Consider the following 16,352-nt stretch of genomic DNA (forward strand, 5'->3'; position numbering starts at 1 on the left):
TTTATGATTCCTGTTCCTTTTTCAATCTCTCTTCTATCGCTTCAATCACCGACTCAAGAACCCGGATCCTTGCATAATATTTGCAGTTTCCTTCTACTACAATCCACGGAGCCGATGTCGTAGACGTCTTCATAAGCATTTCATTAACCGCCACCTCATATTGATCCCACTTCTCACGGTTGCGCCAGTCCTCATCCGTAATCTTCCACTGCTTCTCAGGATTTTCCTGACGTGCCTTAAACCTGCGCTCCTGCTCATCCTTATCAATCTGCATCCAGAATTTGAGGACAATTGCTCCTGCGTTCGTTAAATCTCTCTCCATATCATTGATTTCCTTGTAAGCTCTCTGCCATTCATCCTTCGTGCAGAAACCTTCAATCCGCTCGACCATCACTCTTCCATACCAGGTGCGGTCGAAGATGGCAACATGCCCTGCCTTCGGCATAGCCGTCCAGAAACGCCACAGATAATGATGCGCCCGTTCAATATCATTGGGTGACGCCGTCGGATGAACGACAAATCCTCTGGGATCCATTTTCGCCGTCAGCCGCTTCACAGCGCCTCCTTTTCCTCCCGCATCCCAGCCTTCAAATCCAAGGACTACCGGGATTCTCCGCCTGTAAAGCTCCCCGTGAAGTTTCTCAATCTTATCCTGCAATTTCTCAATCCGTTCCTTATACTCCTCTCTCGTAACCGTCTTTGTAAGATCCGCCTGCGCAAGGATATTATCTACCAATGTACCCTTTGTCTTCTCAAGAGGTTCCCTTTCTGCAGATTCTTTCGCCTTCTGCACCTCTTTTATCTTCTTGCTCAGAGTTTCTATAATAATCGAATAAATTTTCGCAGTGGCGAATCTTCTGTCGGTTGCCTCTACAATATTCCACGGGGCATAATCCGTATCCGTCCGCACAAGCATCTCTTCATTCATTTGCTCATATTTCTCAAATTCTTTATTTCTTTTCAGATCCCCTTCGCTGACACGCCATGCCGTATCCTCAGAATCCATAAGTTTTCGGAAGCGTTTCTTCTGTTCTTTTTTATCAATAGCAAGAAAAATCTTAATCAAAACCATTCCGCCGTCGGTCAGCTGCTTTTCAAAAGAACAGATCGAATCATACGCTGCCGGAAGCTCTTTCTTCTTCGTCCTCTTATCAAATCGGTCTACCAGGACTTTCCTGTACCAACTACTGTCATAAATAGCAATCCGTCCGTTAGCAGGCATCTTCGTCCAGAAACGCCACATAAACGGATGCATCCTCTCTTCTTCGGTCTCCGTCTTTACGGCATATACCTCAAATCCTCTGGGGTCGAGAGCCTGTATCAGCTTCCCAATCTGTACGCCCTTTCCCGATGCTCCGTAACCTTCAAATGCAATCATGACAGGAATCCCCAACTCCTTACATTCTCGCTGAAGTTTTCCAATCCTGACCTCCAGGACTTCCATTTTCTCCTTGTACTCTTCTTTGTCCATTTTTTTTGTTAAATCCAGCTTCTCAAGCATATGCCTTTCTCCTCTCTGCGGCGATTGCCTTTATTATGTCCATTATATCCTATTTCCGATAATTTTTTTACAAAAACATAAAAAATTGTGCCTTTTATTTCAAAGACACAACTTCTTTTACCATTTCCAGATTTTTTCTGCCCCATTTTTCGTCCGGCTCAAGGTAAGTTCCTTCTGCCCACTCATTCCATGCATTGATAAATGTAACCGGTTCGGGGTTGTAAAGCCTTGCATAAAACTGGTTGCGGATTAGCCATATGCGGAAAAGTTCCGGCGTAAAATCCACATAAATATCCGGGTTGTACTTTCTTCTCGCCGTATTATCCCATTCCAGCATACACCCCAGATACAGAGTGTACGTCCTTTTTACTACAGTCCGCAGTCTCTCCACCATTTTCCGGTAACTGTATAAATGACCCGTAAAATTTTTATGGAGATGACCCACCTCTCCTAAAATCACTTCCATATCCATCATATTCGTCATATGCGGCGGGAATTCCACGGAAAAATCGGCCCCATAGACACGGTTGTCCAATTCTTTAAATGCCTGAACCATTGCAATTTGGATTTCTCCGATTCCTTCCTCCCTGCAGATTCTCCTCCACCTTTCAATGGTCTCCGCCGGATATTCAAACAGTCCGAAACGATAGATAAGAAGCACCGGCTTTCCTTCTATCCGAATATACCTGGGATCCCGGAACATAGGCATCACTTCCCGGATAAAAGCTTCGTCGGTATCTGCATTGTGTACCTGCTGCATCAGGATATCCTTCTCCTGTCCATCCCATCTTCTTGTCCAGTTCTCATTTGCCCAACAGATACAGTAAGGAAGATCTAAGTCTTTCCTTTCCAAATATTGATCCAACGGTTTCCTTAAAAGCCGCTTCCCTTCAAACCAATAATAATAGAAACAGAAACCATATATCCCATACTCTTTTGCAAGGGCAACCTGTCTTCTCTGCATATCCATATCTTCAGTCAGATCATAGTATCCCAGCTCTCCCGGAATCCTCGGCTGATGATGGTTTTCATAGAGGGGTTTCCCATTCTTCACATTCGTCCATTCCGTAAATCCTTCGCCCCACCACTTATTATTTTCTTCCGTAATATGGTACTGCGGCAGATAGAAGGCAATCGGCATCCCTTTCTTTTTTCCCCAGGTATCCGGCACACAGGCATAATGCAGCAGTACTTCATCGTTGTAAATTCCCCTGCTCCCAAGGAGGACATCCCGCATCGCCCCCAATGAACCGCACTCCCTGCAAAGCTCACGGCGGAATATAACTCCGGTCCAGAAAAGCTCCTTATTTTCTGCATCAATATCATAAAGTCGTCTGACCTTTATAAGATACTCTCCTTTATCATTAAAATCATAATCGGAATAGACGAAACCTGCCTTAACATCTCCGTCCAGCAAACGGCTTCCATATCCCGGATACTCCGGCTCCATTTCATCTTCCTGGTCTAAAAATGTTACATAATCACCGGAGGCATACCGGAATCCCTGCAGAAGAAGTTCTTCCTTGCCGCCTTTTCCGGACACGCTCTTACATCCTCCCGGCAGATTCTCTTCCGGCAGATCCTTCCCTGCAAAGATAAGTTCTATATTGTCATGTTTCCAGCTCTGCCTGTCCTGTATAATCTTATCTATCCATTTTTTCTCGTTGACTGCCACAATTACACTCAATTTTGACTTGCTTTCACAAGGAAGTCCTTCCTTTTTCTCAAAATGGTAGCCTGTATTGTTCCACTGTCTCTCCCAGAATGCGGTTTCCACCATCTGTTCCTTATAGGTAATGCCTTTTTCACCATATCTGCGCTCTGCTTCCTCTCTGTCTATTTGCTCAATACGGATATGATAATAAGAAAGAAGCCTGTCTGTGGGCACATGAATTTTATTGTACCCGTGCTCTCTATCTCCGATACACAGATGCAGGATTTTCCCCGGACTGCAGGTCAGGGAAAATCCGGTAAGGATTTCCGGCTGCTCCAGAATGCCCAGACTTTCCACATCTCTTCTCCGGTAAAACTTAAGTTCCTGCTCCCCCTCCGGAGTCCGACAGCAGATCCGGCTGTCTTTGTAAGCAGAAACAAACCACCCCTTCAGTACCCACTGTTTCCGGGTGGTAAGATACGCCGCCTCATCCATATCATAGAAAACCTTTCTTTCCACATTCCCCGACATCATGCAGAGAAGAATGCTTTTATCCAACGTCCACTGTTCAATCTTGACGCCCTTTGCCTTCACTTTTTTCTTTTTCATCCGTCCGTCCTTCTTAATCAGAAGAACAAGCTTTTCTTCCAGAAGCGGCAGGACAACTTCTACTGAAAAAGAAAGCTCCCCCTTCTCCCCATCCGGCACGTATTTCACGGAATAAGGATACATCCCTTCTACACCAATCTCTATCTCACTGTCCCCGATTCCACTCACGGAAACTTCCATACAGAACAGCTTTTCCTTCCCCCTGGCATCTACTGCCAATTTTTTCCCATTAATCCGGCATGTAATCATGCTCAACTTCCTTTCCTGTCATCCCTTCCGGCCCTTCTAAGGCAAAAGGCGAGTTATACCAGCATCCGTTAATCCTCTCCTCCAGCTTCCGGCGTTTTTCAGGGATGTCCCACATCTCTTTGTATTTATCATAATCGTCAGACAAAACATATGCATCCTTCGGGTTCATCAGCCATACTGTCTCCTGCCCTTTCCCATAGACAGCTTCCCAATAACGAAACGTACGATCTGTCACATAAATGCTGTCCGCCGGCAGCGCCGACGGAATCTCCCGCCCGATTTCTTCCGGTACCAGGATGATTTTTCCGGCACAGTATCCGCAGCGTTCCAGGATTTCTTCCGCTTTCTGCCCGGAATAACCGGCAGGAATCCGGCAGATAACCGTTTTTCCCCGGTTTAACAAGCATTCCACAATTTTCCGTATCTCATAACGCGGGAAAATATTTTCCTCCCACTGTGCCTCTGTCACCAAAGTGCCGAACAAATCAAAACAGACGGTCTGATAGGAGCTTAACTTTTCTTGCAGCGTCCGGCAGTCTCCGGAAAGATAATCCCGAAACAGCTTTACGCTCTTACGAAAGCGGAACACACCCTCGTCCGTATCCACAAGTACGCTCCGGCAGCCTCTGCTTCCTGCCATTACCCCGATTCCCCGCTCGATCACATGAAGAAGCGTGCCGTCCACCTGTCCTTCTTCCCGTGGAAATTCCTCAATAGTGTACGCTCGGTCAAAAAGTGGCTGCAGCGCCTTCGTCTTTGCCCAATAGAAACTTCCCACCGGATACTGGAACAGGCTTCCTTCCATGTGCAGGCCATATTCCTCCATAAATGCCCTTCCCTGCATCTCATTGGTCAGCCAGGAAGAATGATACATCGTAAGTTCTTTAAAATATTCCGGGAATACTAAGCCGATGTCTTCTTCCTGCTCCAGCAAATACAGGATTCTCTTTACCATATTCGGACTTCCCAGCAGCGCATTCAAAGACTGTCTCCGCCAGTCCGTCTGTTCCTTCCCGGTAAACAGGGATTTCTTAGAATGGATATGAAGGAAATAATCATAGGACTGTAATTCTCTGCGAAACCAGATATAAACCGGAGCAATATCTCTGCCCCGGTTCGGGATCTGCCGTACTTCCACCTTTCCCACATGAGAGAGTTTCGACAGAACCTTTTTTATCCTGTGTATGTCTGCATTTTCCTGACAAGACACAAACAAATCAAAAGGAAAGGGAATCTGCTTCAGATACCACTTAAACTCTTCCAGAAGATCCTCATAAAAAAGGTGGAGCTGTACCGCCACCGAACCCTGTATCTTTTCCTGACCGGGAATCTCCTGAATCGGCCGCACATTCTCCGTCACCTCTGTCTTACAGGGACCCGGTACAAAAGGAATTCCTCTATATTCCTTTCTGCAGATACCGATAATATTCTTCCAGCCCTTCTTTAAAACTCCGTATTCTTCCATCATAAATCCCCCTGATTTTCCGGTTGTCCAGAACCGTCCTTGGCAGATCCACGCTGCGCTTGTCCAGATACCGGATTTCTGTAGTAAGCCCAAGCTCCCGAATAGCTTCCAGAACCATTTTCTGACTCATTCCCTCACCGGAACTAATATTAAAGACTTCTTCATCTCCTTTGTATTCCAGGAGACTTACCAGCATAGCACAGACATCTTCTATATAAACATAATCCCTTATATTCTCTCCATCTCCCCAGATTTCTATCGGTTCCCCCTCCATTGCCCGCTTCAGCGCCGCATCTACGAACCCGACTCCTTTCGTATAATCCTGCCCCGGGCCATAGGGATTCGATATCCGGGCAATCCGCATTTTCGTGTGGAGCTGTGTATTAAAAGTACGGATTACATTTTCAATACACAGCTTTACATTTCCATAGTGATTAATGGGCAATGGAAAACACTCTTCTGTAATTGGCTGCGCCTCCTGATTCCCATATACAGTCCCGCCGGACGAAAGGAACAGCATCCGCTGCCGATTACAAAGGACCTTCTCACACAGCTTTACAGACTGCACAAAGTCTCTGCCATATCCCTGCATATAGCGTTTATTAGAATTGCCGGGATTAACCGTACTGACAGCATGAATGACTGCATCCTTTCCCTCAAGCGCATCATCCAAATGGTCATCGTCAAAAAAATCTCCCGCTATATATTCTATTCTTCTATCTCTTTTCTCTGGTATGGCTTTATCAAAGCTATAAACCAAATCCCCCCGGTCCGCCAGGGTACCTGCAAGGTTCCTTCCTATGAAACCACCGCCCCCGAATATAAGGATTTTACTTTTCTTCATCTTCCGTTATTCCCTTCAGAAGCGCATCCCTTACCTTTTCAGCCTCCTTATCCCACGAGGTAGACTGCGCAAATGCGATTCCTCTCTCTCTGATCTCTTCCAGCTCTCTTTCATGTGTCAGATAATACTCCAGCTTATCTGCAATATCTTTCACACTATATTCTACAAGAACTGCATTCGTCTCATTCACCAGCCAGGAACTGTTACGTCCCTTTGAACAGACTGCCACCGACCCCGATGCCATTATCTCCAGCGGAAGCAAAGACAGATTCGTATGGGAAAGAACCAGGCACAATTCACAATCCGCATAGACCTCCGACAGCCTGGATACCGGCAGGATTCCCAGATTTTTATGGGGAAATGGAATGACATAATCGCTGACATCCCACCCCGCAAAGATAATTTCTACATCCTTTCTTCTGCTGCAAAGTTCCTGCAGAGCAAGAAAACCAATCTCAAAATCCCGGCGCGGCGTCACCGGCCTTGCATAAAAGAAGACTCGCTTCTTAAGACTTTTTTTCTCTTTCCTCACATACGTATCCCTGTCATAAGAAAAGCCAAAACTGTCCGCCTGCATTCCGTATTTTTCTGTCATCAGTTCTTTCAGCCAATCGCCTGCCGTAATGCCACGGAAACCAAAACGGTAAGTGGCATCTGCCAGTTCATAATCAGAACCCGGCGCATAAAAGGCCGGTTCATAATCCTGGATAAAATAAAACTTAGACAAGGTATTTTCAAACCGCCTCAGATAATACGCCGTCTGCCAGAAGGTAGCTATCGTCCCATGAGCAAATCCCATACTGGACACATCCTGATAAACCTCTACCCTGCTGTCCAGCATCGGGAACTTCTCAGCAAGAAATCCACGAATATGTGCATCGTCCTGATACAGAAGCGACTGGAACAGATACAATCTGCTGTGAAATCCCATATCCTCCAACCTGGATATAAAGCGGAACATATTAATATGCCCGCCGGATCCCTCCCCCATATCCGGAATGATCCAGTTCAAAATCTTGACTGAATCTTCCCTATGAGTCTCGTATTCCTCCCGGTTAAGAGGAATCGGCGTTCTGTTCGTTGCAAATGTATAATACTCTATCAATTTACTCTTTTCCGGCTGTGGCTGCGGGCCACGTAGTTTTTGATATGTTTTGTGATACAATTTGCGGGATACGCCCCGGATGCCTTCCCGCCGAAATAGCCGCGCACCCCGAAGCATCAGGCCTGGCTTTTTCTCTGTATTCGAGCCGCCTTCCGCTCCTTCCGGAATCTGGCTGAAAAATTCCGCATAACACTCCGGAACCGGCAGCTGCTCCAGATAAGACAGAAGCTTCTTACGGTTCTCTATTGTAAGGAAATAAACCGCCTTCTTCTTTAAAAACGGTGAACCCAGAACCGCATATTGATATGCCAGCTCATTCTGGGGCTGTCCTGTCTGGAACCACTGTACCAGATCCCGGCTCTCCGGCAGATACGCGCCATAAGTAAAACCTCCCTGCACCAGCATTGGCGTTAGCTTCGTCTCCCCACGGGCAACCGTCTCTGTAAAATCATCGGAAGGACGATATTCCTTCCAAAAATTCCGAAAAACCTCCGACTGCACTACATTCTGGTTGAATACGACAAAATAGGATTGAATGTGTTCCGGAATGTAAGGTTCGTTAATGAAAGAACCGTCGGCACAATATGGATACAACGTAATCCCCCAGAAATCCTTCTGTTCTCTGCGCATCCTGTCAAAGACCATTTTCAGCCCGTAAATAGGTCCTACGCTGGAATTATTCATAAGAATCACTTGCCCGAACTCTGCCAGATAATCGAACCCCAGCCTCTCCATTCCATACTTCCAGGCGCCAAAATCATAACCTTTGTTCTCCCGAAGCCAAACCCGGTCCGAAACCCCGGCAACCTTCTTTTTCTCCTTTTCCGTAAGCCTGGAATTGGAAATAAATACCAGCTCGTCCACATCGCTGCGCATTGCCTTCAGAGATTCCAGATCCAGATCGGAAACCCGGTCTTCTCTGTCATAATGGGCATACAGCATAATTCGGCTCTGCGGCGCCTCACAAGCTTCTTCCTCTTTCTTCTCTTCTATCGCATTTCGGCAGATCCGATACGTATAGCCCTGCCCTTCGGCAAGGTAAACCCAAATCCGCTCTATCACATGGGCAAGGGTATCGTTCACTTGCCCTGCCTCATCGGGAAAATCCTCCTGGGTGTATCCCAATTCAAAAAGCGGCCGCACCGCTGCTGTTTTCGCCCAGAACATCGTTCCCGCCGGAAATACCGGCTCTTTCGGCAGCAAAACATTTCCTCCGACACGTTTTAAGATAAGCTCTATTTCACTCTTCGTTCCTGCCCACTTGGCTCCCTTTTCAATCACCGGATAAAATGGCGGGATGATAAGCCCCAGCTTATCCTCCCTCTCCATCCGCTCAAACAACGCCAAAAGATACGCTCTTCCGCCGCAGACATTTTCATACAAAAACCGTCTCCACTGATCTCCGAAATCTACCGTCTCAGATTTCTTCGTATGCAGATGGGCGATATATTTATAATCATTTATCACGTCTTTCATCTGCATAAGGAAAGGCGCAACATCTCTTCCTCTATTCGGAAAAATTTCTATCCGGATCTGCCCGGCTGTGCAGTGCGGGACAAATTCTTCCTCAATCCGCTTCTTCTTTTCCGCTGTATCGGTTGAAATATAGCAATCATAAGCATAGGGAATGGCATTCACTGCTTCCAAAAGCTCTCCTATAACCTCTGTAAAAAATACGTGTATCTGAACGGCTATCGCCGGATTCTCCCGCTTCCAATCCAATCTGTCAAGCTGTATCCCCGCTTCTGACACGGCCTCTACCCTCTGTATTCCCTTATCCTGCATCTTCTTCAATTCCCTTCTTCAAAGCATCCCGCACCTTCTTCGCTTCCGCTTCCCAGGAAGTTGTTTTTGCAAATGCAATTCCCTGGTCTTTGATTTTCTCCAGCGCCTCTTCATGCTTCAGATAGTATTCCATCTTATCCGCTATGTCTGCCGGATCATACTCCACCAACACAGCATTCTCTTCACTTACAAGCCAGGTACTGTTCTCTCCTTTTGAACAAACCACCGCCGAGCCGGACGCCATAATTTCAAGAGGCAATAATGACAAGTTTGTATTAGAAAGTACCATACACAAGTCACACTGCCCGTAGATTTCCGACAATTGCCCCATACTTACAATTCCCAGATTCTGATGCCGGAACGGGATCTCAAGATAGGACACATCCCAACCGGCCAAAAGCACCTCTACCTCCGGCATACGGCTGCACAGCTCAGAAAGTGCCAGCATCCCAATCTCAAAATCCCGGCGTTCTGTCACCGGCCGTGCATAAAAAAATACTTTTTTTTCATTTCCCGTCTTCTTATGCTCTCTATACAATTCCTTATCATAAGAAAAACTAAAACTGTCACACTTCATCCCATACCGCTCTTCCAGCATATCCTTCAGCCAATCGCCAGCCGTAATTCCCCGGAACCCGAACCGGTAAGTATCTTCTGCAAACTGATAGAAAGAACCCATTGGGAAAAAGTAAGGCTCATAATCCTGCACAAAGTAGAATTTAGAAATGGTATTATCAAAATTCTTCACAAAATAAGCCGTCTGCCAGGCAGTAGCAATGGTTGCATGAGCAAACTCCGCCTCTCTGATATCCCAGAAAGCTTCCACCCGGCTGTCAAGAATGGGAAACATCTCCGAAAGTCTCTTCCGAAATCCCTTGTTATCATTCCGATAGGTAGGAGACAATACAAGATACAGCCTGCTGTGGAATCCCATATCCTCTAAAAACGAAACAAACCGGAAAATATTAATATGCCCGCCGGATCCTTCCCCCATCTCCGGAATAATCCAGTTCAGAATCTTAACCTCATCATTTTTATGTTTTTCGTATTCTGCCTGATTAAACGGAACACGCTTCTCAGTCGTCAAAAATTCATAATGCTTCAGAAATTCATTTTTCCTGGGGGCAAGATGGAACTTCTCAGCAACTCCCCTGATTCCTCTCCGTCTCACAAAGCGGATTCCCTTTATAACAAATTCCTTCATATCTCTATACCCCCTGACCCTTTCTCTGTTTGTATTGCTGCGATATTCTTCTGTCCCACCTTTCCTGCCTTCTCCTTGAAAATCTGTCATATCTTCCTCCTTTATATCCGGCATAGTACCGGCAATAATTGCGTCCGGCAGAATATAAAAGCCAGGAAAACTTCTCCTTCCTTTTAAGCGGCAGGGAGCGGACATATCGCAGATCTGCCAATGTATGCCTAATAACCAGAAGTGGAAGTTTCATCCAAGAATCAGAAATCACATAACCGTGAATCCGGTTCAGACCTCTGTATTCATCAAAATAACGTCCATAATACTCTCGCAGAGGAAAATTATGGGAATGATAGACCGGAGCATAAGGGCAGTACACCTTCTTATATCCCAGCTCAATCATTTTGCGCATCCATATCTGATCTTCGGCAAAATCCACATCCGGATACGGATATTTCTCCCAGACATCTCTGCGCAGGCATGCATTATTATCGGAAAAAAACGCCAGCTTATGCAGATAGCCTTCTTCCGACCTGTAGCGCTCCTCATCATCCAGCCAGTAAACCGTATTTTCCTGTCCAAAATTATCAAAATGCGCTTTTAAATCTCTCTTATCAAATATATTGCAATCCGGGTATGGCAAATGGATTCCAAATCCTCCCACTATTCCATCTTCTATTTGCATAGCATCCACCAGATTCTGAAGCCAGTCTTCCGACGCCGGAAGGGCATCCTGCGTAAGAAACACAATGTATGTCCCATTTCCTTGTGCTGCGCCATAGTTCCTTGTCCTTCCATGCCCGAACTCAGACGCCGGAATCTCGAATAACCGGCAGGGGTAACTGCGGATAATTCCAAGCGTCTCATCCCCGGAACCGGAATCCACACAAATAACCTCATAACTATATTCTGTTTTCTGCCGGAACACCATGGCAAGCACACGGTTCAAAAGCTTCCCGGCATTCTTGGTTGGTATAACAATCGAGACATCCATTTTCAAAACTCCTTCACACTTCCTGTTATTGTACCATTAATAATTACTCATTTCAACCAGGCAAATCCCTATGAATTATATCTGTACACCCTCTCCCTGACGATGATATAATTATAGAAGAGAAAGGAGTGGGATGTCATGACAAAGGAGAAAAACGGAAAGAACCAGATTACGGAGGGAATTATCTGGAAACAATTACTGCTGTTCTTTTTTCCGATTGTAATCGGGACCTTATTTCAACAGTTATATAATACTGCAGACGCCGTCATTGTAGGGCGATTTGTCGGAAAAGAAGCGCTGGCAAGCGTAGGTGGCTCCGCTTCTGTCATCACCTATCAGGTCTTTTCCTTTTTTACAGGCCTATCTTCCGGAGCCACCGTAATTATCTCACAGTTCTTCGGAGCAAAGGATTACATGAACCTGCACAGAAGCCTCCATACTGCCTATGCATTTTCGATCATCGTAAGCATTCTAATCAGCATCGTCGGCTGGTTTGCGACGCCATGGCTGCTGGCTGTCACCAAAACACCGGAAGCTATTATGGGGGACTCTGTCCTCTACCTGCGCATCTATTTTCTGGGAATCATTGCCACTTTGGTCTATAACATGGGTTCCAGTATCATGCGTGCCATCGGAGACTCCAAAAGACCGCTTTATTACCTGATGTTCTGCTGTTTTCTGAACATCGCGCTGGACATCCTTTTGGTTATCGTTTTCAAAATGGGAATCGCCGGGGCAGCAATCGCTACCGTCATATCCCAGGCAGTCAGCGCCGTGCTTGTCACCAGGACGCTGATGTTTTCCTACGAAGATATCCAGCTGCAGATACGCCGGATACGGCTTTATCTGCCCATATTAAAATCAGAACTGCGCATCGGCCTTCCAAGCAGTCTCCAAGCGTGCATGTACGGTCTTACCAATATTATTATACAGACCGCCATCAACAGCTTCGGGACAGATACCGCTGCGGCGTGGGCGGCATTCGGAAAAATGGATATGATATTCTGGGCAGTCAGCGGCGCGTTCGGAATCGCCATTACCACTTTCACCGGTCAGAATTACGGCGCCGGGAAAATGAACCGGGTATATCAGAGCGTGCGCACCTGCCTGGGAATGTCACTTGCAATCTGCGGCTCCATCCTGGTCTTCCTGATGCTTTTTGCAAAACCTTTATTTTATCTGTTTACAGATGACCCAAATGTCATATCCATCGGAACTTATATGCTGCTGCATATCGTCCCAAGTTATGCCATCTTCATCTTTGTAGAAATCCTCTCAGGAGCACTGCGCGGAATAGGCGATGTACTGATACCAACTCTGATTACCCTGGGCGGCGTCTGCGGCGTCCGTCTCCCTTGGATCCTGATTATGGTTCCTATCCGTCAAGAGCTGTCTACCATCCTTATCAGCTACCCTCTCGCCTGGGGCGCCACCATACTGCTTCTGGCACCATACTATTTCTACAGGAAAGCACACAATGCAGACAATTACTCGCGATAAATTGCATGAATATTTAGATAATTTATATTTTCAAAAAAAATATTTCAAAATCTTCTTGACATTTTCTATTCAATAACTTAAAATAGGGATAACAAAAGAAGAGAAAACTTCAAAAAACAGGAGGTCGGTCCAATGAAATAGAGGGACTTATCTAAAATTCAATAGAAAGCGAGGTTATATAGTGAAACTTCTGGAATTTCATTAAAAGAGCTATTCGATTTATAAAATAAAATCGAATAGCTCTCTTTCTGTCAATGCGGAAGATGGGACTTGAACCCACACAAGCGCAATGCTTACAAGATCCTTAGTCTTGCTCGTCTGCCAGTTCCGACACTTCCGCCTATCAATATGTAATTAAGTATATAAGAGGACTGCTCTGCGCAATCCTCCTGAATGCGGAAGATGGGACTTGAACCCACACGATCGCATTGATCACAAGATCCTTAGTCTTGCTCGTCTGCCAGTTCCGACACTTCCGCTTGACTTAACGTCCGTCTAATAGATTACTACATTGGTTCATAAATGTCAATACCAAATTTCAAAAACCTCCGCCTCCCGCCGGGAGACGGAAGTTTCTGTTTTCTATAAATTAAGCGAGCGCTGACTTTGCAACTTCTGCAAGTGTTGCAAATCCTGCAGCATCATTTACCGCCATCTCTGCCAGCATCTTTCTGTTCACATCCACATTCGCCAACTTTAAGCCATGCATGAACTTGCTGTATGACAGTCCGTTCAATCTTGCTGCCGCATTAATACGTGCAATCCAGAGCTGACGCATCTGACGTTTACGCTGTTTTCTTCCTGCATAAGAAGATGTAAGCGCTCTCATTACAGACTGTTTTGCAACTCTGTACTGTTTGGAACGTGCTCCCCTATATCCTTTTGCCAATTTTAAAGTTCTGTTATGTTTTTTCTTAGCGTTCAATCCGCCTTTGATTCTTGCCATGTCTTATTCCTCCTTCAATATCTGTCTTATCTTAGAGATATGGTAATACTTTCTTCATATTCTTTACGTTAGTAGCATCTGCAATAGTTGCCTTTCTGAGATTTCTTTTTCTCTTTGTAGACTTCTTTGTTAAGATATGGCTCTTGTAAGCTTTATTTCTTTTTAACTTTCCTGTACCTGTTTTTTTGAAGCGCTTTGCAGCAGCTCTATTTGTCTTAATTTTTGGCATGATATATTCCTCCTTGATAATGTGTGTTTATTTTTAACGTTTTACAGTTAAAACCATGCTCATATTTCTTCCTTCGAGTTTGGCTGGCTTCTCCACCACAGCCACATCCTCCAGCATCTTGGCAAAATCATCCAAAATATGTCTGCTCTGCTGTACGTGTGCCATTTCTCTCCCGCGGAATCGCAACGTGACTTTTACTTTATTTCCCTTCCCAATGAACTTCTTCGCACTATTCACCTTTGTATTCAAATCATTGGTGTCGATATTGGGTGAAAGACGCACTTCCTTAACCTCGACCGTCTTTTGCTTTTTCTTGGCCTCTTTTTCTTTTCTTGTCAGCTCATACTTATACTTACCGTAATCAATAATCTTGCATACCGGCGGTTGAGCCTTCGGAGCAATCTTCACAAGGTCTAAATCTGCTTCATGCGCAAGTTTCATCGCATCCTTCGCAGACATAATGCCAAGCTGCTCTCCTTCTTCGCTGATTACGCGTACTTCTCTGTCTCTGATTTGCTCGTTAATCATTAAATCGCTAATTGTAGTGCACCTCCATCATAAAATAAAACATAAAATGTAAGCAGTACTCTTTCCTTACATAAAAAATAAGTGAACAGCTTCCGACTATCCACTTTCAACTCTGCATAAAATACAAGAGAGACTTATACAATCTCTTTTTTCATGCCGCTTTATCAAACCGCCAGATGCCCGATTGCACTGAGGTGAGAGTGGATACTCTACTTTATTTTCCGCTTCACGCAGTTAATAATCTAACACATTATTTTTTCATTGTCAACCTTTTTTCTATTGCGAAATCCGACTTTTTTCTATATAATGGTTTTTACACACTGTCATTAAAATATAAGAAATGAGAGAATGATTTTGAGGAGGTTTTTATTCAATGAACGAAAGAAGCAATTTTTCTAGCAAGCTGGGATTTGTACTGGCCGCTGCCGGTTCTGCAGTCGGTCTGGGGAATATCTGGCGTTTCCCGTATCTGGCGGCTCAGTATGGAGGCGGTACGTTTCTCTTAATATACTTAATCCTGGCTGTCACCTTCGGCTTCGCCCTTATGATTGGTGAAGTTGCCTTGGGACGCAAAACCGGATTAAGCGCTATCGGTGCTTTTAGATCCTTGGATTCCCGTTTCGGATTCCTTGGAATCCTGGCATCCATTGTACCGATTATCATCTTCCCTTACTATTCTGTAATCGGAGGCTGGGTTGTTAAGTACTTTGCCGTCTTCATCAGCGGAGGCTCTTCTGTTGCTGCGCAAGATACCTATTTTTCAGATTTTATCGGCGGAACCTTTGAACCGCTCGGATGGTTTTTTCTCTTTATAGGCATTACCGCTTTCGTTGTACTCTGCGGCGTACAGAAGGGTATTGAAAAAGTAAGCAAGTTCATGATGCCTGTATTGGTTGTCCTTACGGTTGTCATCTCTATCTACAGCCTGACTCTGGACGGCGCTATGGAAGGTCTTGCCTACTATATTATGCCTCATATGGCAGATGTATCCGTAAAAACAATCCTTGCCGCCATGGGACAGTTATTTTACTCCATGTCACTGGCGATGGGTATTATGGTTACTTATGGTTCCTATATGAAAAAAAACGACCATCTGGAAAGTTCAGTAAGGCAGATTGAAATATTTGATACAGGAATTGCTTTCCTCGCAGGTCTGATGATTATCCCCGCTGTGTTCGCCTTCTCCGGCGGAGACCGTTCTGCGCTCAGTGCAGGTCCGGGACTGATGTTCATCACACTTCCAAAGGTATTCGCAAGCATGAAGTTTGGCGGTTTTATCGGAACCATTTTCTTCATCCTGGTATTTTTTGCGGCGCTGACATCCGCAATTTCTCTGATGGAAACCATCGTATCTATTTTCTGCGATAAGTTTCACTGGGGACGTAAACCGACCTGTATTTTTGTTTTAATTCTCTCCATACTGCTGGGGATTCCGTCTTCTCTCGGATTCGGACCTTTAAGCTTCATCAGTTGGATGGGCATGTCCGTCCTGGATATTATGGACTTTGTAAGCAACAGCATCCTGATGCCGATCGTTGCACTGTTCACCTGTATCTTTATCGGATTCATCATTAAACCGAAAGCTATTGCCGATGAAGTAAAGGTGACAGACGGGACATTCAAAGGGGAGAAGCTGTTTACCGTTATGATTAAATGGATTGCCCCCATCTTCCTGATTATGATTCTGGTAAGTTCTATTGCCAATGCACTTGGAATTTTCAAGCTTTAGAAATATGCAATGCTGAAAA

Annotated in this window: 12 protein-coding genes and 2 tRNA genes; 2 read left to right on the forward strand and 12 right to left on the reverse strand. The window is 45.2% G+C overall.

The features are described 5' to 3' along the window. Nucleotide 1: 1 nt before the first annotated feature. The 7 genes from pap to OCV99_RS07905 form a co-directional block, all read right to left on the reverse strand. A complete protein-coding gene (pap, locus tag OCV99_RS07875) occupies nucleotides 2-1,501 on the reverse strand; it encodes a polyphosphate:AMP phosphotransferase (protein WP_158369549.1) in 1,500 nt (499 codons plus the stop codon). A gap of 94 nt (nucleotides 1,502-1,595) precedes the next feature. Next, nucleotides 1,596-4,013, reverse strand: a complete 2,418-nt coding sequence (locus OCV99_RS07880) for a glycoside hydrolase family 99-like domain-containing protein (RefSeq protein WP_262575204.1) — start codon at nucleotides 4,011-4,013, stop codon at nucleotides 1,596-1,598. After that, entirely contained in the window at nucleotides 3,994-5,481 is a 1,488-nt protein-coding gene (locus OCV99_RS07885; protein ID WP_158369551.1) for a rhamnan synthesis F family protein, read from the reverse strand. Before OCV99_RS07885 ends, OCV99_RS07880 begins: the two co-directional genes overlap by 20 nt. Beyond that, nucleotides 5,411-6,322, reverse strand: a complete 912-nt coding sequence (locus OCV99_RS07890) for an NAD-dependent epimerase/dehydratase family protein (RefSeq protein WP_158369552.1) — start codon at nucleotides 6,320-6,322, stop codon at nucleotides 5,411-5,413. The genes OCV99_RS07885 and OCV99_RS07890 overlap by 71 nt, the downstream gene beginning before the upstream one ends. After that, the gene (locus OCV99_RS07895; protein WP_262575220.1) at nucleotides 6,309-9,212 is read right to left on the reverse strand and encodes a rhamnosyltransferase WsaF family glycosyltransferase; all 2,904 of its coding nucleotides are present in this window, start codon (nucleotides 9,210-9,212) and stop codon (nucleotides 6,309-6,311) included. The genes OCV99_RS07890 and OCV99_RS07895 overlap by 14 nt, the downstream gene beginning before the upstream one ends. Then, nucleotides 9,202-10,506, reverse strand: a complete 1,305-nt coding sequence (locus OCV99_RS07900; RefSeq protein WP_262575205.1) for a glycosyltransferase family 4 protein — start codon at nucleotides 10,504-10,506, stop codon at nucleotides 9,202-9,204. Before OCV99_RS07900 ends, OCV99_RS07895 begins: the two co-directional genes overlap by 11 nt. Continuing rightward, nucleotides 10,421-11,401: a glycosyltransferase family 2 protein gene (locus tag OCV99_RS07905; RefSeq protein ID WP_158369555.1), complete on the reverse strand. Its 981-nt coding sequence runs from the start codon at nucleotides 11,399-11,401 to the stop codon at nucleotides 10,421-10,423. Before OCV99_RS07905 ends, OCV99_RS07900 begins: the two co-directional genes overlap by 86 nt. Before the next feature lie 138 nt (nucleotides 11,402-11,539). On the opposite strand from OCV99_RS07905, the gene OCV99_RS07910 reads away from it, so the two are divergent. Continuing rightward, nucleotides 11,540-12,901 (forward strand): MATE family efflux transporter, encoded by a 1,362-nt coding sequence (locus OCV99_RS07910; protein WP_158369556.1) that lies wholly within the window; start codon nucleotides 11,540-11,542, stop codon nucleotides 12,899-12,901. Nucleotides 12,902-13,156: 255 nt separating this feature from the next. Here OCV99_RS07910 and OCV99_RS07915 read toward each other — a convergent pair. The 5 genes from OCV99_RS07915 to infC form a co-directional block, all read right to left on the reverse strand. Continuing rightward, nucleotides 13,157-13,241 (reverse strand) — tRNA-Leu (locus OCV99_RS07915). A 54-nt stretch (nucleotides 13,242-13,295) separates the two neighbouring features. After that, a tRNA-Leu gene (locus tag OCV99_RS07920) sits at nucleotides 13,296-13,380 on the reverse strand. Nucleotides 13,381-13,490: 110 nt separating this feature from the next. Continuing rightward, nucleotides 13,491-13,847 carry a 50S ribosomal protein L20 gene (gene rplT / locus OCV99_RS07925; protein ID WP_158369557.1) on the reverse strand — a complete coding sequence of 119 codons (357 nt, stop codon included), beginning with the start codon at nucleotides 13,845-13,847 and terminating at the stop codon, nucleotides 13,491-13,493. Nucleotides 13,848-13,878: 31 nt separating this feature from the next. After that, nucleotides 13,879-14,076 carry a 50S ribosomal protein L35 gene (gene rpmI, locus OCV99_RS07930; protein ID WP_006427930.1) on the reverse strand — a complete coding sequence of 66 codons (198 nt, stop codon included), beginning with the start codon at nucleotides 14,074-14,076 and terminating at the stop codon, nucleotides 13,879-13,881. A gap of 33 nt (nucleotides 14,077-14,109) precedes the next feature. Continuing rightward, complete coding sequence (gene infC, locus OCV99_RS07935) at nucleotides 14,110-14,604, reverse strand: translation initiation factor IF-3 (protein WP_158369558.1); 495 nt, start codon at nucleotides 14,602-14,604, stop codon at nucleotides 14,110-14,112. 373 nt (nucleotides 14,605-14,977) lie between these two features. Here infC and OCV99_RS07940 point away from each other — a divergent pair, with 373 nt between their 5' ends. Then, nucleotides 14,978-16,333 (forward strand): sodium-dependent transporter, encoded by a 1,356-nt coding sequence (locus tag OCV99_RS07940; RefSeq protein ID WP_158369559.1) that lies wholly within the window; start codon nucleotides 14,978-14,980, stop codon nucleotides 16,331-16,333. Nucleotides 16,334-16,352 lie beyond the last annotated feature (19 nt).

Origin of the sequence: Dorea acetigenes (assembly GCF_025567385.1) — a bacterium.
Classification (GTDB): domain Bacteria; phylum Bacillota; class Clostridia; order Lachnospirales; family Lachnospiraceae; genus Claveliimonas; species Claveliimonas acetigenes.